The organism is Sphingobium sp. GW821-FHT02B05, assembly GCF_059421905.1.
Window position 1 is genome coordinate 1,712,268 of record NZ_JBWKVW010000001.1, and the last position, 22,035, is coordinate 1,734,302.

16 protein-coding genes and 1 tRNA gene are annotated in these 22,035 nt (G+C 63.2%); 6 read left to right on the forward strand and 11 right to left on the reverse strand.

Translation table 11 applies throughout. The annotated features are described in order from the left end of the window. Positions 1–4: 4 nt before the first annotated feature. Positions 5–1,402: an MFS transporter gene (locus tag AC07UX_RS08605; RefSeq protein ID WP_495191488.1), complete on the reverse strand. Its 1,398-nt coding sequence runs from the start codon at positions 1,400–1,402 to the stop codon at positions 5–7. A gap of 4 nt (positions 1,403–1,406) precedes the next feature. Between AC07UX_RS08605 and AC07UX_RS08610 the strand changes: the two genes are divergently transcribed. Beyond that, positions 1,407–1,946 (forward strand): hypothetical protein, encoded by a 540-nt coding sequence (locus tag AC07UX_RS08610; RefSeq protein ID WP_495191489.1) that lies wholly within the window; start codon positions 1,407–1,409, stop codon positions 1,944–1,946. 127 nt (positions 1,947–2,073) lie between these two features. On the opposite strand, the gene AC07UX_RS08615 is transcribed toward AC07UX_RS08610, so the two are convergent. Further along, positions 2,074–2,658, reverse strand: a complete 585-nt coding sequence (locus AC07UX_RS08615) for a PilZ domain-containing protein (protein WP_495191490.1) — start codon at positions 2,656–2,658, stop codon at positions 2,074–2,076. Beyond that, positions 2,655–3,746 carry a flagellin N-terminal helical domain-containing protein gene (locus AC07UX_RS08620; protein WP_495191491.1) on the reverse strand — a complete coding sequence of 364 codons (1,092 nt, stop codon included), beginning with the start codon at positions 3,744–3,746 and terminating at the stop codon, positions 2,655–2,657. The genes AC07UX_RS08615 and AC07UX_RS08620 overlap by 4 nt, the downstream gene beginning before the upstream one ends. A gap of 230 nt (positions 3,747–3,976) precedes the next feature. On the opposite strand from AC07UX_RS08620, the gene AC07UX_RS08625 reads away from it, so the two are divergent. Both AC07UX_RS08625 and AC07UX_RS08630 read left to right on the forward strand, forming a co-directional pair. Then, positions 3,977–5,572 carry an ATP-binding protein gene (locus tag AC07UX_RS08625; RefSeq protein WP_495191492.1) on the forward strand — a complete coding sequence of 532 codons (1,596 nt, stop codon included), beginning with the start codon at positions 3,977–3,979 and terminating at the stop codon, positions 5,570–5,572. Further along, the gene (locus tag AC07UX_RS08630) at positions 5,565–6,167 is read left to right on the forward strand and encodes a response regulator transcription factor (RefSeq protein WP_495191493.1); all 603 of its coding nucleotides are present in this window, start codon (positions 5,565–5,567) and stop codon (positions 6,165–6,167) included. The genes AC07UX_RS08625 and AC07UX_RS08630 overlap by 8 nt, the downstream gene beginning before the upstream one ends. 143 nt (positions 6,168–6,310) lie before the next feature. Here AC07UX_RS08630 and AC07UX_RS08635 read toward each other — a convergent pair whose 3' ends face one another. Genes AC07UX_RS08635 through AC07UX_RS08665 form a run of 7 tightly spaced genes read right to left on the reverse strand, consistent with a single transcriptional unit; the run spans position 6,311 to position 13,775 of the window. After that, complete coding sequence (locus AC07UX_RS08635) at positions 6,311–6,898, reverse strand: flavodoxin (protein ID WP_495191494.1); 588 nt, start codon at positions 6,896–6,898, stop codon at positions 6,311–6,313. Further along, positions 6,895–9,099: an aldehyde oxidoreductase molybdenum-binding subunit PaoC gene (gene paoC, locus AC07UX_RS08640; RefSeq protein WP_495191495.1), complete on the reverse strand. Its 2,205-nt coding sequence runs from the start codon at positions 9,097–9,099 to the stop codon at positions 6,895–6,897. The genes AC07UX_RS08635 and paoC overlap by 4 nt, the downstream gene beginning before the upstream one ends. Further along, positions 9,096–10,049: an FAD binding domain-containing protein gene (locus AC07UX_RS08645; RefSeq protein ID WP_495191496.1), complete on the reverse strand. Its 954-nt coding sequence runs from the start codon at positions 10,047–10,049 to the stop codon at positions 9,096–9,098. Before AC07UX_RS08645 ends, paoC begins: the two co-directional genes overlap by 4 nt. After that, the gene (gene paoA, locus AC07UX_RS08650; protein ID WP_495191497.1) at positions 10,046–10,693 is read right to left on the reverse strand and encodes an aldehyde dehydrogenase iron-sulfur subunit PaoA; all 648 of its coding nucleotides are present in this window, start codon (positions 10,691–10,693) and stop codon (positions 10,046–10,048) included. Before paoA ends, AC07UX_RS08645 begins: the two co-directional genes overlap by 4 nt. 8 nt (positions 10,694–10,701) lie before the next feature. Then, positions 10,702–11,868, reverse strand: a complete 1,167-nt coding sequence (locus AC07UX_RS08655; protein ID WP_495191498.1) for a (R)-mandelonitrile lyase — start codon at positions 11,866–11,868, stop codon at positions 10,702–10,704. Between the two features lie 45 nt (positions 11,869–11,913). Next, a complete protein-coding gene (locus AC07UX_RS08660) occupies positions 11,914–12,771 on the reverse strand; it encodes an aldo/keto reductase (RefSeq protein ID WP_495191499.1) in 858 nt (285 codons plus the stop codon). Positions 12,772–12,791: 20 nt separating this feature from the next. Then, on the reverse strand, positions 12,792–13,775 hold the full coding sequence (locus tag AC07UX_RS08665) for an aldo/keto reductase (protein WP_495191839.1): 984 nt from the start codon (positions 13,773–13,775) through the stop codon (positions 12,792–12,794). Between the two features lie 143 nt (positions 13,776–13,918). Between AC07UX_RS08665 and AC07UX_RS08670 the strand changes: the two genes are divergently transcribed. After that, on the forward strand, positions 13,919–14,815 hold the full coding sequence (locus AC07UX_RS08670; protein WP_495191500.1) for a LysR family transcriptional regulator: 897 nt from the start codon (positions 13,919–13,921) through the stop codon (positions 14,813–14,815). 488 nt (positions 14,816–15,303) lie between these two features. On the opposite strand, the gene AC07UX_RS08675 is transcribed toward AC07UX_RS08670, so the two are convergent. Continuing rightward, positions 15,304–15,379: transfer RNA gene (locus AC07UX_RS08675), tRNA-Thr, on the reverse strand. Positions 15,380–15,571: 192 nt separating this feature from the next. On the opposite strand from AC07UX_RS08675, the gene AC07UX_RS08680 reads away from it, so the two are divergent. After that, positions 15,572–16,888, forward strand: a complete 1,317-nt coding sequence (locus tag AC07UX_RS08680; protein WP_495191501.1) for a PAS domain-containing protein — start codon at positions 15,572–15,574, stop codon at positions 16,886–16,888. Between the two features lie 313 nt (positions 16,889–17,201). Then, complete coding sequence (locus AC07UX_RS08685) at positions 17,202–21,881, forward strand: NAD-glutamate dehydrogenase (RefSeq protein WP_495191502.1); 4,680 nt, start codon at positions 17,202–17,204, stop codon at positions 21,879–21,881. The last annotated feature ends 154 nt before the right edge of the window (positions 21,882–22,035 follow it).

Below are 22,035 nucleotides of genomic sequence, written 5' to 3' on the forward strand. Positions count from 1 at the left end.
GCCGCTATTGCCTTGTCTTGCGAACGATCATCGCCGCACCGGCATCCAAGGGCAGGCGAACAAACCAAAAGATCGATAGTAGCGACAGAAGCGCCACCGCGATAAATGCGGGCGCAATTGTCTCGATCGTCGTGCTTTGTGAGCCGGTCAGCCGTTGCGTGAGTTGAACGGCGATGACGGCAATCGCAACCCCAACCCCCTGCGCCATTTGCTGACTCACGCTCGATATCGTACTGGCCGCTGCAAATTCCCTCTCACTTAACTCGGAATATCCGACGATGTTGAGCAGCAGAAGTTGCAAAGAGCGCAGCAACCCCTGCACGAACAGTAATGCCAGAATATATATATGCGGCGTATGAGCATTGAATATCGCGCACAGCCCGACCGTCAATGCCAGCAGCACGCCGTTCACTACCAGCAGCAAGCGAAAACCGAACAGAACGAGCAGCGGATTAATGCAATAGCGGCTGAGTAATGCGCCCACCGCACTGGCAAAAATCAGCCCGCCTGCTTCGATCGCGCTCAGGCCCAGTCCCACCTGAAAAAGCATCGTGAGTAAAAAGGGTACTGCGCTTACCAACATGCGCGGGAACATGCCGCCGATGGTGCTGAGCCGGGCGGGAAAGCTGGCGAAAGAGGAGAGGGAAAGGACTGCGGCGGGCTTCGCGCGCGCATGGATGACATAGACGATCCCGCACAGCAGCGCGCCTGCGACTATCGCTCCTGTTGCCGCTGGCGTGACGTCGGCCCTCGTCACGGCGCCCAGCCCAAAGGTGACGCCGATCAGGGCCAGGACGATCAGCACCGTCCCGATCACATCAAGTTTTACAGGTGAGGTAGGCTGTTCCTCCACGCATAGAAGAACCAGAATGATGCCCAACAGCGTGAGGGGCATGTTCAGCAGGAACAGCCAGCGCCACGATAATTCGGTTACAATGATTCCGCCAACTGTCGGCCCGACAACCGGCCCCAGCATGATCGGCATGGTCATCACTGCCAACGCGCGCACGAAATCTTGCGTCTGCGCAGATCGCAGCACGATTATCCGACCGACGGGCAATAACATCGCGCCAGCGCAGCCTTCCAGAATGCGCGCAACCAACAGCAGAGTCAGATTGCTGGACAGACCGCAGAGCAACGCGGCCCCTCCAAACAGCGCGAGCGAGGCGATGAACGTGCGGCGCGGTCCTGCTCGGTCTGCCAACCATGCGCATAGTGGCAGTGCTGCCGTCGCGCCCATCAGATAGGCGGTGATGATGACGTTGAGGGACAGGACCGGTGCCGAAAAATCTCGCGCAATATCGGGCAAGGCCATGGTAATTGCGCTGGAGTCAAACGCCTGCACAAAGGCAGCGCCCCCCACCACGGCAGCCGTGATTGTCGCGCGACGATCGCGCTTCACCTCAGTGACCATCGCAACCAGCGCTGACGGTAAGCGCAGCGAAAACGCGGCGCCATTGCGTTCGGGCGGCCCGTTCGTTGAAAATCCCTGCCTGTTTCATGATACCCATCTATCAGGGTGGCCAGCATTCAGCTTTGGCTGCTCCCGCACGGGCCGTGCAGTGCCATCTCGACTATCTCCACTAGCCGGTCATTCCAGGCATCCGAACGTAAAGGGCGTGCCTGACAGACATTCAGATCACCAAAATCCTGGCTGCCTGGACCCAACACGCAACCCGCGTAAAATCATTCCGACTGCGTTGCCGATCTCTGCAAGCTGGGCCACTGATCTGGTCGCCCGCATCGACCTGATGGCACAGCGGGCGCGTGATCGTGACCAGATCGGCAAAGCGCTCCACCATTCGACAAAGATTTCAGAAACCATCCGTCGCAGGGCTTACCGGACGGAATTTCCCCGTGCGCCAATCCGGGGGCCTGACCGCTACACATCGATTTTTACCCGGAGAGAAATTGGTCTCGGCAGCCAAGCGATTGCGAAATTGTAGCCGCCGCCACGTCAATGCGTTGACGAACGGCCAGCATGCCTTCGGCGAATGTCGACATGAGGGTGAGCGGTGATGATCAGCGATGACCACTCGGACAGGGCCGCCGCTCACATCCGCTCTCTGATTCTCAGGGTGTCAGAAAGGGCGGATGCCACTGATCGCCGCGTCTGATCAACCAGCTATCCAGTAGCTCGTAGCCAAGGCTGTGGGCAAATCGCAGACCTGCCTGACCGCTCCTGTGCCATCTGATAATGGCTGTGCGTCGAACGAGGCCTGCTATGTGAACGGTGACCTCAGCACCGGGGGGAAGATTCTCCGGCATGTCGGCGAGCCGGACTCCAAACAAGGATATGTCGCGCAAAATGGCGACGATCCGTGCTCCGTTCACCTCGACTTTCACCTCAGCCGAAGCAGGAACCCGAACCGATTCCGCGCCTCCATTTCCCCGCGCTTGGTCCCGCATCAGTCGGTCCATAGGGACTGGCTGGCCGAATTTGAGCTTGATCCGCTCGTCCTGTGCGCCCTCGACGGATGTGGCGATGGATAGGCCGTTTCGCAGGCCCAACGTCAGGCCCGTGCCGGGCATCACGGGCAGACTTGCTCTGACGATAGCATGATCAGAAGCCAGGGCGCGGATCAGGCACAGGCTTTGATGCCTGTCCGTCGACAGCGTTCCGATATGGAGAAGAGATATGGCGCGTTCAACGCTCATTCGATGAGCTTCAGGATGTCGCGCTGACTGGCATTGGCCTGTGCCAGCATCGCAGTCGCTGCCTGCGTCAATATCTGGTTTTTCGCCAAAGCTGTCGTCTCGGCGGAGAAATCGGCATCTTCTATGCGGGAGCGCGCATCGGTCAAATTGACGATCGAACTGTCGGCCTGCGACATCGTCGATTCCAGCCGAAGTTGAGAGACACCCAACGTGACCCGCACATCGCTGACCTGCGCCAACGCGGCGTCGATGACATCCAGCGCCTGCTGTGCGGTCACGCCGATGGAAGCGTAGGATTTATAGTCGGAGTCGGTATATTCGATATGGCCGGGAACATCGTGCCACACCTGAAAACCATCAGCATTGGTGTAGGTATATTGCCGTGGCGCGCCGACGTCGTTGGCCAGGGTCAGGTCGATATTGGCAATCCCGACGAATCGCTCGAACCCCGCGACGTTCATGTCGGTGCCTAGCAGGGTAAAATTGTCGCTGGCGCTGCGCAGCGTGGGAATTTCGATCCGGGTCGTGTCGTTCGCATTGGCCCCGGTCTGGATGTTGATGACCGTTTTTCCCGCATTATGCGTCTCGTCATAGAGGATATTGTTCTCGACATAGATATCCTTGAAATCGGTGTCGTTGTTATAATCGTGCGCGACGATCCCATTGGCGGTGTCTGAAAACAGCTCGATGCCATTAAATTCGGCGTTGCCGAGAAGGGCGTCGATATGGGCAACGGACTGGACCATCTCAGCTTGCAAGGCCGCCAGATTTTCAGGGGAATTGATGCCGCTGGACGCCTGCACCGCAAGCTCCCGCATGCGTTGGAGCGTGTTCTGCACCTCACCCATTATGCCTTCGGCGGTCTGAAGCAGCGATATGCCGTCGGCGGCATTCCGTCTTCCCGCCTGCAATCCGGTAATCTGCGATGACAGGGTGCTGCTGATCGCCAGCCCTGCGGCATCATCCTTTGCAGAATTGATCCGCTTGCCCGTCGATAGCCGTTCGGCGGCCTGCGATTGCGCCTTGCTGGCGGCCTCTATTGCCCGCTGGGCGCGAAGCGCAGCGCTGTTGGTGCCAATGACGCTCATGCTGTTCCCCGGCTGGGTCCGACAGGCCCCGATGTGCGGACCCGAAATGGATGTCCCCGGACGGCGCGGGTCGCATGCGCCATCCGGGAACCGAAAGCATCGCCCCCGTGGAGCACATTCATGTCGGGGCGGGATCAAGCCGACCATCCGGGAATTTCCCGGACAGAAACTGAAAGGACGGGATTTTTCCCGGCTTGGCAGGTCTTCGCACATCCTTAAGACGGGCCGGGATGTCCGGACCTGCTGACCATTCCCTTTTCGACAACCCGAAACGCGGCATAACGATCTTGCTGGCCTATGGCGTCGCTTTCGTGTTGGCCCATCATGTCGCGCGACACTGGGGTGGTGCGCATTTCTACAGCCTCTGGTATCCGGCCGCCGGTGTGCGGGTGGCGCTTTTTTGGCACTGCGGGGCACGCCATGCGCCGATCGTCGCGCTGTATGAATGCCTGATCCAATTGGCGGTCGGCGTCGTTCATATTGATTCTCCGACGATCTGGAACGATCTCGCCGGGGTTGCGCGTCCATCGCTGATCTACGGGGCAACGATCGGTCTTGTGCGGTGGATGCAGCGGCGCGGGACGTCCGACCTCTCGATCGCGCCCATGCCCTTCGGCCTTGCATCGGTGCTGGCGCCTACGGCGGCCGCTTTCACGGCGGGCCTGTGGGAATGGATCCGGCCCAGCATCATGCCCGACCTGTCGGCGCAGCCTTTTGCGACCACTATTGCAGCCTTTCTGGTTGGCGATCTGCTTGGCGTGCTATTGATCGCGCCGCCCTTGCTGTGGCTCGCCGCGCGTATCGACGGCGCGGATAGTGCGGAAACCGGCGGATGGCCGTCCGCTGCGCGCGTGATCGAAACCGGGGCGGTCTTTTGTGTCGGGTGGATATTGGTGGCCGGGCTCGCCAGCGTGGACCCGCAAATCGCCCTGACCCCGGTTCTGGTAACATCGACATGGGTGGGCCTGCGTTGCGGACGACATGGCGCGTCGGTCGCGATCATGCTGTGCGCGGTCATCATCCTGCCATGGTCCGCCCCGATGACGTCGGTCGCGACACGCTTTGCCCTGCATATGTGGCTGGCCGGGGTTGCCATCTCCGCCTATCTGGCGGGCAGTTTTGCCGATGCGCAGGCGCGCGCGCGTCGCGACATCGCCCGGCGTGACCGCATGTTGTTTCAGGCCGAACGCTTGAAGACGCTCCGCGCGATGTCGGTCGCCGTCATTCATGAAATCAGCCAGCCGCTGTCGACCCTCGCCATCGAGAGCCGCCACCTCGCCGCCACCAGTCGGTCGGATGATCCCAATCTTGCCGATATGGCCGAAAGCGCGGCCCTGATCGAAAGAAAGGCGCAGGCATTGGCCGAAATGGTCCGTCGGCTGCGTCGGTTCGGTGGCCGGGCGGTCGATGAGCCATCGGCTCTTTCCATGCGGCGACTGGTCGAGGATTGCATCGCTATCCTTTCCGGGGAGGCGCGCGCCTTGCGATGCCATATCGCCCTGACCACGCAGCCGGGTGATCTGATGGTGCATGGGCAGGAAGTGGAACTGACGCAGGCCTTGCTCAACCTGATCCGCAACGCGATGGCCGCCTCGCCGGGGGGATCGATCGCGGTCGATCTCGCCGCCGACATGGCGACGGTCAGTGTTCGGGTCAGCAACCGGAGCGACACTGCCCCGCTCGACTATGCCGGAATGGGCATCGGGACGCTGGTCGCACGCGCGATCGTGGAGGCGCATGGCGGTGTGCTGAACAGGGAGGGGACGGATGCGAACATGATTCACCATATCATCCGCCTGCCGCTGATGGAGGCGAACGATGGCTGACACGGACCAGCGTGCCCTTATCCATGTGGTGGATGATGACGGTGATTTGAGTGCGGCCGTATCGCGACTGCTGGCTCGCAACGGCTATGATGCCATGCCCTTCGTCGATCCTGCTGCCATGCTGGATCATCACGCCAAAGCGCCTGCCCATTGCATCGTGACCGACGTCATGATGGGGGACATGGACGGCTTTGCAATGGCGCAGAAATTACGCACCATCGATGCGGCGGCTGCGATCATATTCATGACGGCGTGGCCGACCACGGCCAACGCGGTCGATGCGATCCGGCGTTATGGTGGGCTGGACTATCTGGAAAAACCGATCGATGAAGATCGCCTGCTCATTGCCGTAGCCGAGGGCATTGCTTGGAGCCGCCGCCGCCGCGCAGCCTTTGCCCGCATAGCGTCTCTGACGCCGCGCGAACGCGATGTGCTGGCCTATCTGGCGCAGGGCATGAGCAACAAGATGGTCGCGGCGGAGCTGGGGTTGAGCCCGAAGACAATCGAAGATCATCGGGCGTCGATCGTCGCGAAAACGGGCATTTCCAGTGCGGCCGGTTTGATAGCCCTGATGCGGGAACTGTCAGGCTCTTGAGTTGGGCGCTGGCGTTGCCTTCATCATGCCATGCCATGGGTACCCGAAGCAGTAGCCCCGATCATGCAGGCGACAAGAACGCACGCCTCGATCCTGAGAAGCAAACTGGATCGGTCACGATCATACTCGAAAATCCAATACCGTTAGCGGTTGATCTGGCCGAGCCAATCGCGGACCTGATTGAGCGTGCGCCGTTCCTGGTCTGCCTCCATGACGAAGGCGTCTTCGATCGTTGCGCCGGTCGCATGGGATGCCAGCACCGCAAGACTGCCGCCAACACCATATCCGCCATGCGTTATGAACGGGCGAAGCGTCTTCCCGCGTAGATCATGAGCCTTCAGGAACGAGCGGATTGGCGGGGGTGTCGTCTCCCCCCAGATAGGAAAGCCAAGGAAGACAGTGTCATAGCCGGCAATGTTGTCGACCTTGGCCGCCAGTGGAGGTTCAAACCCGCTGTCTCGCTCGCGCGTGGCCTGCGCGACATGCTGCTCATAATCATCCGGATATGGTCGCGCGGGACGGATTTCGAAGAGATCAGCCGGCAGCGTTCGCTGCAAGGTTCCTGCAATCACGCGGGTATTGCCCGATCGGGTGAGATACGCGACCAGTGTCTTGCCGGCACTGGTACGGGGCTGCTCGGACTCCTGCGCACATGCCGTGCCAACCAGTGACAGCATTGCCGGGGTCACCAGCACGGTACGGCGCGAGAACCGCTGCGGACCTTGAGTCATACGATCTCCGGCAGTTTCGCCAGATGCTTGTCGAGTGTGATCGGATATTCCCGGACCCGCACCCCGGTCGCGTTGTAAACCGCGTTGGCAATGGCGGGTGCGACGCCGGAAATACCAAGCTCGCCGACGCCCTTGGCCTTCACTGGTGACATGGTGGGATCGGTTTCCTCCAGGAAGATCACCTCCTGATGCGGTATGTCGGCATGGACCGGCACTTCGTATCCGGCGAGGTCGTGATTGACGAAGAAGCCAAAGCGCTTGTCAACGGCCAGCTCTTCCATCAGCGCCGCGCCCGCGCCGCCGACCATGCCGCCAATCACCTGGCTGCGGGCGGTGATGGGGTTGAGGATACGTCCGGCCGCGCAAACGGCGAGCATCCGCCGGATGCGGATTTCGCCGGTATAGGCATCGACGGCAACCTCGCAGAAATGGGCTCCGAAGGTCTGCTGTTCGAACCGCTTCGACAGGTCGCCATATTCCATCTTGTCTTCAGCCGTGATCGCACCGTCCTTCGCGGCCTGCGCAAGCGGGGCGCGTCGGTTGCCGGCCCGGACTTCGCCGTCCACGAACTCGGCGTCGGCAGAGTTGAACCCCAGCTTCGTCGCTACGGCTTCGCGCAGCTTCACGCACGCGGCATAGGCACCGGCCGTCGCGGATGCGGCACCCCCCTGTCCGCCACCCCCGAACGCTTCAGGAAAATTCGAGTCTGCGAGCTTCACCACGACGCGATCGAGGGGCAGGCCCATCATTTCCGCGACCGTCTGGCCGATGACGGTGTAGCTGCCCGTCCCCATGTCGGTCATGTTGCTCTCGACGGTCACGATCCCCTTGCTATCGAGCGTGACCCGCCCACCGGCGGGAATGATAGGCGCGCCGCGAATGGCGGATGCCATGCCCATGCCGATCAGCCAGCGGCCTTCGCGGCGGCTGCCGGGCTTGGCTTGGCGCTCCTGCCAACCGAAGCGCTCGGCGCCCGTGCGCAGGCACGGAACGAATTGACGGATGGAGAATGGACGCGGAGCCTGACCTGACTCGCCCGGAACGACCTGGGTGTCGTTGATGACGCGCAGCTCCACCGGGTCCATCCCCAGCTTCTCGGCCAGCTCGTCCATCGCCACTTCGAGCGCCATCAGGCCCGACGCCTCGCCCGGTGCGCGCATCGCATTGCCTTCGGGCAGGTCGAGCGTCGCGAGCCGGGTCAGGTTGAGGCGGTTTGCCCCCCCATAGAGCAACTGCGTCTGCGCAGCCGCGATCTCCGGGCCGCCCCCCGGCAGATTGCCGGAGAGGGTTTCATGACCGACCGCGACCAGCTTGCCGTCGCGACCCGCCGCCAGACGGACCCGCTGGATCGTGGCGGGGCGATGCGTCGTGTTGTTCGGCATCAGCGGGCGCGGCAACGCCACCTTTACCGGGCGGCCGACGGCGCGAGCGCCAAGCGCCGCAAGGATCGCGTCCGAACAGACGCTACCCTTTCCGCCGAAGCCGCCACCAATGTAGGTCGCGACGACGCGGATCTTGTCCTGCGGGATATTGAGCTTGTTGCCGAGGTCGCGACGCGCCCAACCAACAATCTGCTGCGCCGACCATATTGTCAGCAGATCGCCGTCCCAGCGTGCGATCGTGGCGTGCGGCTCCAGCATCATGTGACTGTGATCCGGGGTGGTGTAGGTCGCATCGACCTTCACGGGAGCAGACGAGAACGCCTTGTCGAAGTCGCCGATGCGGACGTCTGGCTGACGCTGATGCGGCTTTGCTCCCGCGCGTGCAGCGGCCAGATCGAACGCGCCCTGACCGCGCGCATAATCGACGCGGATCAGCGATGCGGCATGCCGCGCCTGCTCGAACGTTTCCGCGATGACCAGCGCGATAGCCTGATGATAATGCTCGATCTCCGGCCCTGCGAGGGGCTTGGCGACGTAGAACCCCTGCGTCTTGATCGGCCCGGCATTATCGGCCGTCACGATTGCGAGGACACCCGGCGCGGCCCTGGCCTCGCGCATATCCATCGACGATATGCGCCCCTTGGCGATGGCCGAACCGACGACATAGCCATAGGCGGCGTTCGGCGCGGCTTCGTGGTTCTCGTAGGAATAGACTGCGCGCCCGGTCGTCTTGAGCGGCCCTTCGATGCGCGGGTGCGGCTTGCCCACGACCGTTTCCCGATCGATCGGGTTGGTGCCCGCTGGCGTGTCGAACTTCATGCTGACTTGCCCTCCGCGATGGTGGCTGCAAGCGCCCGCGTCGCGAGCGGTATCTTGAACGCATTTTCCTCTGTCGGTTGGGCGTTTGCGAACGCTCTGGCCGTCACGGCTGCGGCCCCTTGCGTCATCATGGCATCGGCCGCTTCGACCCGCCACGGCTTGTGCGCGACCCCGCCGAACGCGACACGGCCGCTCCCGTCCTTCTGGAGGACGGCCGCGACCGAGACGAGCGCGAACGCATAGGACGCCCTGTCACGCACCTTCTCATAATGGTGCGTGCCGCCAAGCGGCCGGGGCAGCGTCACCGCCGTAATCAGCTCGCCGGCTTCAAGCTTGTTGTCGAGGTGGGGATTGTCGCCGGGCAGACGGTGGAAATCGGCGATCGGGATGGCGCGGGTCGTGCCATCCGCCTTGACCGTCTCCACGGTCGCATCCAGCACGCGCATCGCCACGGCCATATCGCCGGGATAGGTGGCAATACATTGGTCGCTGGAACCGATCACGGCCAGCTGACGCGAATAGCCGCCGATCGCAGCGCAGCCCGCCCCCGGCCTGCGCTTGTTGCAGGGCATGTTGGGGTCATAGAAATAGGGACATCGGGTCCGCTGAAGCAGATTGCCCGCCGTTGTCGCCTTGTTGCGAAGCTGGCCAGAGGCGCCTGCCACGATCGCGCGGGTGAGCACGCCATAATCGCGACGGACGCGGGTGTCGGCAGCGAGCGCGGTGTTGGTGACCAGCGCGCCGATCCGCAAGCCGCCATCCGTTGTCGGCTCGATCCGATCGAGCTTCAGGTCCTGGACATCGACCAGATGCCGGGGCGTCTCGATCTCCAGCTTCATCAGGTCGAGCAGGTTGGTGCCCCCGGCAAGGAACTTGGCGCCGGGCTGACGGGCAACAGCGGCGGCGGCTTGCGCCGGCGTCTTCGCGCGCTCATAGGTGAAGGGCTTCATGCGCCCATCTCCTTCTCAGCGGTTCCCGCGACTTCCGCCATCGCCTCGGCGATGTTGGAATAGGCACCGCAACGGCAGATATTGCCGCTCATCCGCTCGCGCATTTCGATGTTGGTCAGCTGAGGTCGAGCGGAAAGATCGGCCTGGACGTGGCTCGGCACCCCGCGCCCGATCTCGTCCAGCACCGCAATGGCCGAACAAATCTGGCCCGGCGTGCAATAGCCGCACTGATAGCCGTCATGGCGGACGAACGCGGCCTGCATGGGATGGAGATTGTCGGGCGTGCCCAGCCCCTCGATCGTCGTCACCTCGTCGCCCTGATGTTGCACGGCAAGGCTGAGGCAGGAATTGATCCGCTCACCGTTGACGATGACGGTGCATGCTCCGCATTGCCCATGATCGCAGCCCTTTTTCGTGCCGGTAAGCTTCAGATGCTCGCGCAGCGCATCGAGCAGCGTCGTGCGCGTGTCGAGCGTAAGGTCGCGGCGCTTGCCATTGATGGTGAGCGATACCGGCATGGTCGCGGGCGGAACCGCCTTTAAGGGTTGCGCCTCGACATGCGGGGCCGCGGCCAGCGCAGCCGTTGCGGCACTGGCGGCGAGAACGCCTCGCCTGGACATCTCCATCTCAGACATCATCGCCATCTCTCCTGTTACAGCTTGTTGTATAACTCGTCCGCGACTGGTTCGAGCCATGTCACGGACATACCATCGAGCGCTTCGGAGACCGCGACATGGGTCATCACGCTGTCGCGCGCTGCACCATGCCAGTGCTTGACGCCCGGCGAGATAAACACGGTGTCCCCCGTCGCGATCGGCATGGCAGCCTCGCCATCGGCCTGGACCCATCCGTGTCCAGCGGTGACGATCAGCAGTTGCCCCAGCGGATGCGTGTGCCAGTTCGTATGCGCGCCCGGCTGGAACGTTACCGTCGCACCGCCGAGGCGCGCATCGCCGGTGCCTTTGAAGGGCGATGCGACGGACACGCTGCCGGTGAAATAGTCGGCGGGACCAGATTTTGGCTCTTGGCCGGGACGAATGACCTGAACGTCTGACATGGCGGCAACCTCTTGTCTGGCAAACACCTTGCCCGCGACGCCAATGGCGGCGTTCGCCTTCGGCCATCCTGCGTAGAAAGCGAGATGAGTCAGGGCCTCAACGATCTGCGCTTGGGTCAGCCCGTTTTCGAGACCGCGCTGGACATGGAAAGCAAGCTGGTCGCCGTCACCCCCTGCGGAAAGCGCGGCGATGGTGACAAGGCTGCGGTCGCGGGGCGACAAGTCGGTACGCCGCCACAAGTCGGCGAACACGACATCGTTGGTCAGCTGCGCAAGCTTGGGTGCGATCGGGGCGAGCGTCCTGTTGACGGTCGCGGCACGCGCGGGATCGGATGCGGGGAGCGGCGCGGTGGCCGGAGGCACCGCTGCAAGCGACTGTAGATCGACATGGCGTGCGGCAAATAGCTTCTCGACCTCGTTCAAGGCCGACACGGCGTTCGGCCACCCGGTATAGAAGGCGAGCTGCGTCACCATGCCGGCCACCTCGGACGGCTTGATACCGTTATCGAGGCCACGATTGAGATGGCTCGTCATCTGCGCGGTCTTGCCCATGGCAATCAGCACCGACAGAGTGACGATGCTGCGGTCGCGCGGAGCCAGCTCGGGTCGCACCCACAGGTCGCCAAACAGCACCCGGTCGGTATAGCCAGCCAATGCCGGCGCGATTGCCTGCATGTTCTTGGGCGCAACCGAGGGACGATCCTGCGCCTCGACAGGCACGGCCATCGCCAGAGCGGCGGCAGTTGCGGTAGCGATCTTCATAGTCTCGTCTCCCATCTCACCCGCTCATCAGCCCGGCCACGACGATCACAGCTTCCGTTCGCCGAGCCACTTCACCATCGCCGGATCGCGATGATCGAAAAAGCTGCTGATGTTCCGATCGAGCTGGGCGATGGCATCGCGGTCGCCGGCGTCGAGATCGAAATCGAAAATATCGAAATTCTGCGCCATGCGCTCCTTGCGTACCGATTTGGGGATCGCGACGATGCCCCGGTCGGTCAGCCAGCGAAGCACGACCTGAGCGATGCTCTTGCCATGCTTGTCGGCGATCGGCTGCAACAGCGCGTTCGTGAACAGGCCGTTCTTGCCCTCCGCGAACGGTCCCCATGCCTCTGGCTGGACGCCGTGCTCCTCAAGGATCTTCACCGCGTCGGTCTGCTGGTGGAAAGGATGGATCTCGATCTGGTTGACCGCCGGCTTGACCGCGTTGTGCAGCACGAAGTCGACAAGGCGATCAGGGTAGAAGTTGCTGACCCCGATCGCGCGGATGCGTCCCGCCTTGTACAGTTCTTCCATCGCGCGCCATGCGCCGTACACGTCGCCATAGGGTTGATGGATCAGCCATAGGTCGAGATAGTCCAGCTCGAGCTTGTTGATCGACCGCTCGAAGGCGGCCTTTGCTCCTTCGTAGCTGGCATCCTGGACCCAGAGCTTGGTGGTGACGAACAGCTCGCTTCGATCGATGCCGTGGCTTTTGATGGCAGCGCCAACCGCCTCCTCGTTGCCGTAGGACGCAGCGGTATCGAGCAGGCGATAGCCGACGTCGATCGCGTCGCGGACGCTTCGCTCGCATTCTGCGGGATCTGGCACCTGAAACACGCCGAAGCCAAGGATCGGCATCTTAACGCCGTTGTTGAGCGTGACGCAGGGAACGTTGCTGGTCATGGGCGTGGTCCTCGATCGGTTCAGCGATTTACGAACTGCTGATGCGAGGCCGCATAGCGCTCGCCATGAACTTCGATCCCCGACAGGGCGTCGGCGATGCGCGCCAGGTCCTGATCGGTCAGCGCCAGATCGGCACCCCCCAGGTTCTCCTCCAGCCGGTGGAGCTTGGTCGTACCAGGGATGGGCACGATCCAGGGACGCTGTGCGAGCAGCCATGCAAGCGCGACCTGCGCGGGCGTGGCCCCCTTCTCGCCGGCGATCGTCGTGACCAGATCGACAAGCGCCTGGTTCGCCGCCATCGCATCCGCCTGGAAGCGCGGCACGGTGCTGCGGAAGTCATCGGCCGCGAAAATGGTGTCGGCCTTCAGCTTGCCGGTGAGAAAGCCCTTGCCGAGCGGTGCAAACGGCACGAAGCCGATCCCCAGCTCTTCGAGCAGTGGCAGGATCTCTGACTCCGGCTCGCGCCAGAACATCGAATATTCGCTTTGAAGTGCCGCGACGGGCTGCACCGCATGGGCGCGTCGGATTGTGTCGGGGCCGGCTTCCGACAGGCCGAAATGTTTGACCTTGCCCTCGGCGATCAGGTCGCGAACCGTTCCGGCCACGTCCTCAATCGGCACATTGGGATCGACGCGGTGCTGATAGAAAAGGTCGATGCAATCGGTGCGCAATCGGGACAGCGCCTCGTTCGCGACCTGCCGGATACGCTCGGGACGGCTGTTCAAGCCATCACCCGGTTTGCCGTTCTCGAACCCGAATTTGGTGGCGATCACCACCCGATCGCGAACCGGCGCCAGTGCTTCGCCGACAACCTCCTCATTGTCCCCCGGCCCATAGGCTTCGGCCGTGTCGAAGAAGGTAATGCCGCGATCGTGCGCCGCGCGCAGCAGGGATACCGCCTCCGTGCGATCGGTCGCGGGGCCGTAGCCATAGCTCAGCCCCATGCATCCAAGCCCAAGAGCCGACACCTCAAGGCCGCTGCGGCCCAATATGCGCTTCTGCATCATCAAAATCCTCGTTTGGCCCGTTGCTCACATGCCGGGCCATGATGATCGAAAGGTAGCGTGAAGCCGCTCTGACAATTAGACAGGGCAAATCGCTTGGGTCTATGACATCATGTCATGAAACTTGATCGGCCAGGCTGAATATGAAACGTGAAGAATTGGGCAATCTTGCAATGTTTCTGGCCGTCGCAGAGGAGCGTAGCTTTACCAGGGCAGCGGCAAAGCTGGGCATTTCGCAATCAGCGCTGAGCCATACCGTGCGCCGCCTGGAGGCCAAATTGGGGCTGCGGTTGCTTACCCGCACGACCCGCAGCGTCGCGCCGACGGAGGCCGGTGAACGTCTGATCGAGACGCTGCGACCTGCATTCGATACGATCGATGACAAGCTGGCGACGCTGACGGAGCTTCGCCAACGTCCCGGAGGGACTGTTCGAATTACGTCCAGCGCTCATGCGGCGCGTGCGGTGCTGTGGCCGGTCATCGACCGCCTGACGGCCGAAAATCCCGACTTGAACATCGAAGTCAGTATCGAGGGTGGCTTTGTGGATATCGTTGCCGATCGATATGATGCCGGCGTGCGCCTTGGCGAAGCGTTGGAACAGGACATGATTGCGGTGCCAATCGGTCCGAAACTCCGAATGGCTGCGTTCGCTTCTCCATCCTACCTGGCTCGCCAGGGAACGCCCCTAACGCCTTATGATCTGGCGAAACACAATTGCATCAGTCTGCGAATGTCCACGTCCGGCGGACTATATGCCTGGGAATTCGAGCGCGGCGGCAAGGAGCTGAGGGTCAAGGCCCAGGGTCAATTGGTGTTCAACGACGCGCACCTCATCATGACAGCAGCGCTTGCCGGACATGGGATCGCTTTCATGGTCGAGGATCATGTTCTCGATCACTTTTCAGACGGATCTCTCGTTCGCGTGCTCGACGAATGGTGCGAGCCTTTCGATGGATATTATCTCTATTACACCAGTCGCAGGCAGCCTTCTCCCGCGTTCAAGATGCTGCTTGAAGCGCTGCGCTTCCGGTCCCAATGATGATATCACCATCCGGCTATACGGCATGTTTCGTCACCAGCTGATATTACAAGACAGCTGACGATGATGACAGCGCGTCCAATCGCGAGGACTGGATTCCCGTCCCGTGTACGGCCATCCTTGATCAAGCAAGGTTGGATCGCGTCAATGCCTGGCCAACCGCATGAATGAACAAGCTGGCAAGCGGGTTTGAGAAGCGCACTTTCGAAGCGGCAAAGAAGCGAGAGCAGCTCGTCAGCTAAGGGTGGGAGAAGAGACAGCCCGCTCTGAACAAGCCTCCAATCGAATGGCTGCTTGAGTATGTTGTCGCGCAAGAGTTGCCAGCCCGCTGATGCCGATAGCGGTCCATAAATCAGCGCGCGCTCGGTTGTTGGCGCTCGTCCAGATCCCCACGTGGATCAGCCCAAAGGCAGATAAACCGAGCAACCTTGCAGCCATCGGCCGAAAGGCACTTTCGCTAGGTTTTCGAGGATTTCCTGCTGAAAGGCTGGTGCCGCTTACGTGACTCGAACACGTGACCCCATCATTACGAATGATGTGCTCTACCAACTGAGCTAAAGCGGCGTCGGGGCGGGCAGATAACAGCGGTTGGGCGATTGGACAAGCGGGCATTTCACTCCGCGCGCGCCTTTTTTCCGCCCGCATCCCGTTCGCCCTGCCCCGGCCAATCCGCGCCATCCTGTTTACGCCAAATTTACCATCCCGTGCCACTGTCGAGTCCCGGAATAGTTTTTCAGCGCAAGGTAGGACGATCGAATGGACACGCTGCGGGGGCATGATGCCGCCAATGACGAGGACGATTTCGACTATGTCGGCGACGCGCAGATGGATGCGCCGCCCGCCGTCATCTCCGATGAACGGCGCATGCAGGTGCGCGCCTATAATTATTGGGCGTCGTTGCTGGGCGACCGCACCCTGCCCTCGATCGAGGATCTGGCCCCCGAACAGCTGGAGGATTTCGGTCCCTATTCGGTGCTGCTCGATTTCAGCGTGGGCCTGGACAATCCCGCCATCGTCTATCTGGGCGCCGCGCTGCGCGCCGAATGTCAGATAGAAGGCGCGATCGCCTATATCGACGATGTGCCGGCCCGGTCGCTGCTGTCGCGCCTGACCGACCATTATCTGCAAATCATCGCCAATGCCGCGCCGATCGGCTTCGAAGCCGAATTCGTCAACCAGCGCGGTGCGGAAATCATGTATCGCGGCATATTGATGCCCTTCTCGTCCGACGACGAAACGATCGACTTCGTATTCGGCGTCATCAACTGGAAGGAGCTGGCCAGCCGCAGCCTGACCGATGCGCTGGAACTGGAAGTGGACGAGGCGATGCGCAGCGCGCCGGCGGCGCGCGACACCGCGCCGATCTGGGCCGACGGCCCCGCCGCCGACCAGCAGAGCAACAGCTTGGCCTTCGGTATCGAAGCGGATGATGAGGACGACGACGCGCTCGACCTTACCGGCATGGAATGTCCGACCGAGGATGCGCCGCTGGCCGACTGGCTGGCCATCGCCCGCGATGGCGCGGCCCGTGTGCGGATCAGCGAGGCGCGCAGCCATGCCGCCCTCTATCGCGCCGTCAGCCTCTCCTATGATTTCGCACAGGTCGCCCGCGTCCGCCCGGACGACTATGCCGAACTGCTGCATGATTATGGCATCAAGGCGCAGGCCCGCAGCCCGATGACTGCCGTCATCAAACTGGTCTTCGGAGCCACTTACGACAAGACGCGCATCACCGAATATGCGACCGCGCTGGACCATGCGATGACCGCGGGCCTGAGCGTCGGATCGTTGGCCGCCTATCTGTCCGACTATGTCGGTGGCCTCAAGGCGCTGGTCCGCGACGAACGTGCCCAGCGCCGGTCGCAGGCCCCCGCCAGGCCCGATCGCCGCCAGATGGCGCGGGACGCGGTAAAGGCCGCCGTCGCGATAGATCCGGTCGCCGTCGCCACCGATGCCGATGGCCTGGCCGTCGTCATCGCCCGGCGCGAGGCCGATGGCACGCTGGCGATCGTCGCCGCCCTGCCGGGTGACAGCGATCTCAACCAGCGGGTGATCAGCGCCGCCGCGCGCTGATACGGCAGGTCCGGCCATGATCTGCCGTCAACTCGTCAGAAAATAGGTCCGGACTGTGCGCATCCGCGCTCGACATGCTGCGCGGGCTGAACGATAGTCGCCTCGACCGACCGGCCCCGCACATCGCGCGCGGGCCATGTTGCGTTGCATCATATTATTTCAAAAATCGGAAATTTTATTTCCTGCAAGGGTTGAGCCGCCTCTTGGCCGGGCGCATATAGGCGGCCCTAAAGCCGAGGAGTCGCATGGCGGCGATCCAGCGCCTCCTCCGTTATGAATCATGCGGGACAGACCCGTGGCAAGAGGTGAGCGAATGACGGCGCTGGCGGAAGCGAAGAACAAGGAAGTCGACCAGAATATTCGCGAGGCGCTGGAAGGCGCGCTCAGCCGGGGCGCCCTGCCCGGCGAAAGCGAGGGGTTTGACGAGACCGCACTGGCTGGCGCCGCCGCATTTCTGGGCCGTACCGCCAATGGCCGCAAGCCGGGCCATGAGGCGATCGCGGTGGAGACGATGGGCGAAGGCGCCAACGGCCGCTTCATGCGGCTCGCCATCATCAATGACGACATGCCCTTCCTGGTCGATTCCATCGCCAATGCGCTGGCGGCGGCCGACATCACCATCCACCGTCTGCTCCATCCCGTGCTGTTCGTGACGCGCGACGGCGATGGCGCGCTGACCGGCCTGTTCGAAGAGGATGCGTCCGGCGCCCGCCGCGAATCCATGATCTATATCGAAACCGACCGCGCCGATGCGAAGGCGCGCCGGGCGCTCGAAAAATCCTTGCAGGAAACGCTGGCCGACGTGCGCGTCGCGGTCGCCGACTGGCCCAAGATGCAGTCGGCGATGGCCGCCGATGCCGATGCCGTGCCGGATGAGGAAGGGGCCGCCCTGCTGCGCTGGTTCCTGACCCGCCATTTCACCCAGACCGGCCATGAAATCCTGCACCGCGACGGCAGCAGCAGCGCGCCGCTCGGCATCTGCACCCGCCATGACAAGCCGCTGATCGCGCCCGCCTCGCTGGAGGCGGCCTTCACTTGGTTCGAGGAGGGCAAGCGCACCCCGCTCATCATCAAGTCCAGCCGGATTTCGCGCGTCCATCGCCTGGTACTGCTCGACCTCATCATCATTCCGGTGCGGGACGGCAAGACGGTCAAGGCCCTGTCGATCCATGCCGGCATGTGGACCAGTTCCGGCCTGTCGGCGACCCCGGACAAGGTGCCTCTGCTGCGCTCCGCCCTGTCCACGCTGATGGACAAGTTCGGCTTCGACCCGCAGGGCCATGCCGGCAAGACGCTGGCCCATGCGCTGACCGCCCTGCCCCACGACATCACGATCGGCTTCGACCGCGACACGCTGGAGCGACTGGCGCTGACCTTCATGTCGCTGACGGATCGGCCGCGGCCCAAGCTGGCGCTCGCCACCAGCGCGCTGGCGCGTCACCTCTATGCCTTCGTCTGGCTGCCGCGCGACGAGCTGTCCACCGCCCGCCGCGTGAGCATTCAGGACATGCTGGCGCTCAAGAGCCATGGCACGGTGCTCAGCTGGTCGATCGCGCTGGAGGAAGGCGGCCTAGCGCTGCTACGCATCACGCTCGACCTGCGCGATGGCGGGATCGTACCCGATGACGTCGCGCTCGACCGGATGCTCAAGCAGATGGTGCGTGGCTGGATTCCGGCGGTCGAAGAAGCGCTGGCCGTTACCGAGGAGCCAGGCCGCGCCGCCGCCATGGCGCAGCGTTATGGCGGCGGCTTCCCGCTCGCCTATCGCAACGGCGCAGGTCCGGAAGAAGCCGCCGTCGACATCCGCCTGATCCATGCCCTGTCCGGGGACGGCGACAAGTCGATCCGCATCTACCGCAATCCCGAAGACAGCGCCCAACGTCTGCGGCTTAAACTCTACAGCCATGTCAGCGTCGCCCTGTCCGAAGTCGTTCCCGCCTTCGAGAATTTCGGCTTCCGCGTGATCGAGGAAATGACCACCGCGATCAGCGGCAGCGCGGCCGAAGGCGGCACGCTGGGCCATGTCCAGCGCTTCGTGCTGGAACTGCCAACCGGCGATAATGCGCAGCTGGTGGTCGATCGCGCCGAGGTGGTGACAGAAGCCATCGCCCAGGTACTGGAAGGCGTGGCGGAAAATGACCGGCTGAACGAACTGATCGTGACCGCCGGCCTCGCGCCGCGCTCCGTCGTGCTGTTCCGCGCCCTCTATCGCTATCTGCGTCAGGCGGGCGTCGCCTATGGCATGGCGACCTTCGCCGATACGCTTCGCAAGGCGCAGGGCATCGCCAACACCCTCATCACCCTGTTCGAAGCGCTGCATGATCCCGCCACGCAGGATGGCGCGGCCGACCGCATCGCGCAGGCGCAATCCGACATCGACGCCGGGCTGGAGCAGGTGACGGCGATCGACGAAGATCGCATCCTGCGCCTGCTGCGCGCCGTCATCACCGCCACGCTGCGCACCAATTTCTACGCCCCCGCCGCGCAGGAGGCGATCGCCTTCAAGCTGGACAGCGCCCTGGTGCCCGGCCTGCCGGCGCCGCTGCCCTGGCGCGAAATCTGGGTCTATTCCCCGCGTGTCGAGGGTATCCACCTGCGCGCCGGCCCGGTCGCCCGTGGCGGCCTGCGCTGGTCCGACCGCCGCGACGATTTCCGCACCGAAATCCTGGGCCTCATGAAGGCGCAGCGCGTGAAGAATGCCGTCATCGTACCGACCGGCGCAAAGGGCGGATTCTATCCCAAGCAACTGCCCAATCCGCAGGCCGATCGCGACGCCTGGATCGCCGAAGGCACCGAAAGCTATCGCATCTTCATCCGATCCTTGCTGTCGATCACCGACAATATCGTGACGAACACGGTGCAGCACCCCGCCGACGTCGTCGTGCATGACGGCGACGATCCCTATTTCGTCGTCGCGGCGGACAAGGGCACGGCGACTTTCTCCGACGTCGCCAACGCCATCGCGCTGGATCGCGGCTTCTGGCTGGGCGACGCCTTCGCCAGCGGCGGCTCCAACGGTTACGATCACAAGGCGATGGGCATCACGGCGCGTGGCGCATGGATTTCGGTCCAGCGCCACTTTGCCGAAATGGGCGTCGATGTGCAGAGCGAGCCGGTCAGCGTCGTGGGCTGCGGCGACATGTCGGGCGACGTGTTCGGCAATGGCATGCTCCTCAGCAAGGCGATCAAGCTGGTCGCTGCCTTCGACCATCGCCACATCTTCTTCGACCCCTCGCCCGATCCGGCCAAGAGCTGGGAAGAGCGCAACCGTATGTTCGCCTTGCCGCGATCCAGCTGGGAAGATTATGACAAGGCGCTGATTTCCAAGGGCGGCGGCGTCTTCTCCCGCGCGCTGAAACGCATTGCGCTGACGCCCGAAATGCAGGCGATCCTGGACGTTCAGGACAAGGAGATGGAGCCGGCCGCGCTTATCTCCGCGATCCTCAAGGCGCCTGCCGACCTGCTGTGGTTCGGCGGCATCGGCACCTATGTGAAGGCCGCCGCGCAAAGCCATGGCGATGTCGGCGATCCGGCCAATGACCGGCTGCGCGTCAATGCCGAACAGCTGCGCGTCAAGGTGATCGGCGAGGGTGCGAACCTGGGCACGACCCAGGCGGGCCGCATCGCCTTCTCGCTGCATGGCGGGCGGATCAACACCGACTTCATCGACAATAGCGCGGGCGTCGATTGTTCGGATAATGAGGTCAACATCAAGATCGCGCTGAATAAGGAGATGGCCGAAGGCCGCCTGCCCTTCGACAAGCGCAACACGTTGCTGGAAAGCATGACCGACGCGGTGGGCGACATCGTGCTGGAGGATAATCGGCTCCAGGCGCTTGGCCTCTCCATCGCCGAAGCGGGCGGTGCGGCCGATCTGGCCTCCTATGTCCGCCTGATCGAGACGTTCGAGGAAACCGGGCGGCTCGACCGGCAGGTGGAGGGGCTGGCCGCCAACGACCAGTTGCTACGCCGTGGACAGGACGGTCAGGGTCTCACCCGCCCGGAACTCGCCGTGCTGCTTTCGACCGCCAAGCTCGCCTTGCAGGATGCGATCGAACATGGCGAGCTTGCCACGGACGACAGCATGATCGCCGAACTGATGGCCGCCTTCCCGGAAGCGATGCAGAAGAAGGAAGCGGACGCGATCGCCGGCCATGCGCTCAGGAAGGAGATCATCGCCACCAAGGTCGCCAACCGCATCGTCAATCGTCTGGGCCTCATCCATCCGTTCGAGCTGGCGGAGGAGGAAGGCTGCTCGCTCGCGGATCTGGCCAGCGCCTTCCTGATCGCGGAACGCCTGTACGATATCGGCACGCTCTGGGCGGATATCGACGCGGCGGATATGTCGGAAGGTGCGCGGCTTGCCCTGTTCAGCGACATTGCCGGCGGCATGCGGGCGCAGATAGCCGACATATTGCGCGCCCTGCCCGCCGGTACGTTGCCGGCCGAAGGGCATGAGCGACTGGCCACAGGCGTCGGCCTGCTGGCCAGCCAGGTCGATGACCTGCTGACCAGCGAGGCGCAGCGCCGCACCGCCGCCGTCACCGACAGGCTGATCGGCCTTGGCGCGCCGGAAACGCTGGCAGTGCGCACCGCCGGCCTGTTCAAGCTGGATGGCGCCGTCGGCATCGCCTCGCTCGCCGCCCGCATGGGCGTGGAGGAAGTCGCGCTGACCCGTGCCTTCACCCATCTGGGCGAAGCGGTCGGCATCGATTGGGTCCAGTCCGCGGCCGCGCGCATGGAACCGACCGATCCGTGGGAGCGGCTGCTGATTTCCGGCGTCGCCCGCGACATGCAGCAGGTCCGTCTCGACTTCCTGGCCCAGGGGAAGGGCAAGGACGTCGCCACTCACGTCGAAGACTGGTTGCAGGCCAAGGGCGCCCGCGTCCGCCAGTTCCGTACGCTGGTCCAGCGCGCCAAGGCCGCCGCGACCCCCAATGTCGCCATGCTGGCGGAGATTGCGGGACAGGCGCGCGGCTTGCTGGGGCGCTGATCCACTCCACAACAAAAAAAAGGGGCGCCATCCCATGCGGATGGCGCCCCTTTTTCATGCGTCGATTTTTCCGCGAGCCAATGTCTTGATGTGAGCCACCGCCCCTGCGTTCCCCGGCGACGGCCGGGGAACGCTACACCCTATGGCATCGCGA

Coding starts and splice junctions, on each gene's coding strand:
- AC07UX_RS08645 (WP_495191496.1), bottom strand. CDS start 10,049: ATGAAGCCCTTCACCTATGAGCGCGCGAAGACGCCGGCGCAAGCCGCC.
- AC07UX_RS08615 (WP_495191490.1), bottom strand. CDS start 2,658: ATGAGCGTTGAACGCGCCATATCTCTTCTCCATATCGGAACGCTGTCG.
- AC07UX_RS08665 (WP_495191839.1), bottom strand. CDS start 13,775: ATGCAGAAGCGCATATTGGGCCGCAGCGGCCTTGAGGTGTCGGCTCTT.
- AC07UX_RS08620 (WP_495191491.1), bottom strand. CDS start 3,746: ATGAGCGTCATTGGCACCAACAGCGCTGCGCTTCGCGCCCAGCGGGCA.
- AC07UX_RS08670 (WP_495191500.1), top strand. CDS start 13,919: ATGAAACGTGAAGAATTGGGCAATCTTGCAATGTTTCTGGCCGTCGCA.
- AC07UX_RS08625 (WP_495191492.1), top strand. CDS start 3,977: ATGTCCGGACCTGCTGACCATTCCCTTTTCGACAACCCGAAACGCGGC.
- paoA (WP_495191497.1), bottom strand. CDS start 10,693: ATGGCGATGATGTCTGAGATGGAGATGTCCAGGCGAGGCGTTCTCGCC.
- paoC (WP_495191495.1), bottom strand. CDS start 9,099: ATGAAGTTCGACACGCCAGCGGGCACCAACCCGATCGATCGGGAAACG.
- AC07UX_RS08685 (WP_495191502.1), top strand. CDS start 17,202: ATGACGGCGCTGGCGGAAGCGAAGAACAAGGAAGTCGACCAGAATATT.
- AC07UX_RS08655 (WP_495191498.1), bottom strand. CDS start 11,868: ATGAAGATCGCTACCGCAACTGCCGCCGCTCTGGCGATGGCCGTGCCT.
- AC07UX_RS08660 (WP_495191499.1), bottom strand. CDS start 12,771: ATGACCAGCAACGTTCCCTGCGTCACGCTCAACAACGGCGTTAAGATG.
- AC07UX_RS08680 (WP_495191501.1), top strand. CDS start 15,572: ATGGACACGCTGCGGGGGCATGATGCCGCCAATGACGAGGACGATTTC.
- AC07UX_RS08635 (WP_495191494.1), bottom strand. CDS start 6,898: ATGACTCAAGGTCCGCAGCGGTTCTCGCGCCGTACCGTGCTGGTGACC.
- AC07UX_RS08630 (WP_495191493.1), top strand. CDS start 5,565: ATGGCTGACACGGACCAGCGTGCCCTTATCCATGTGGTGGATGATGAC.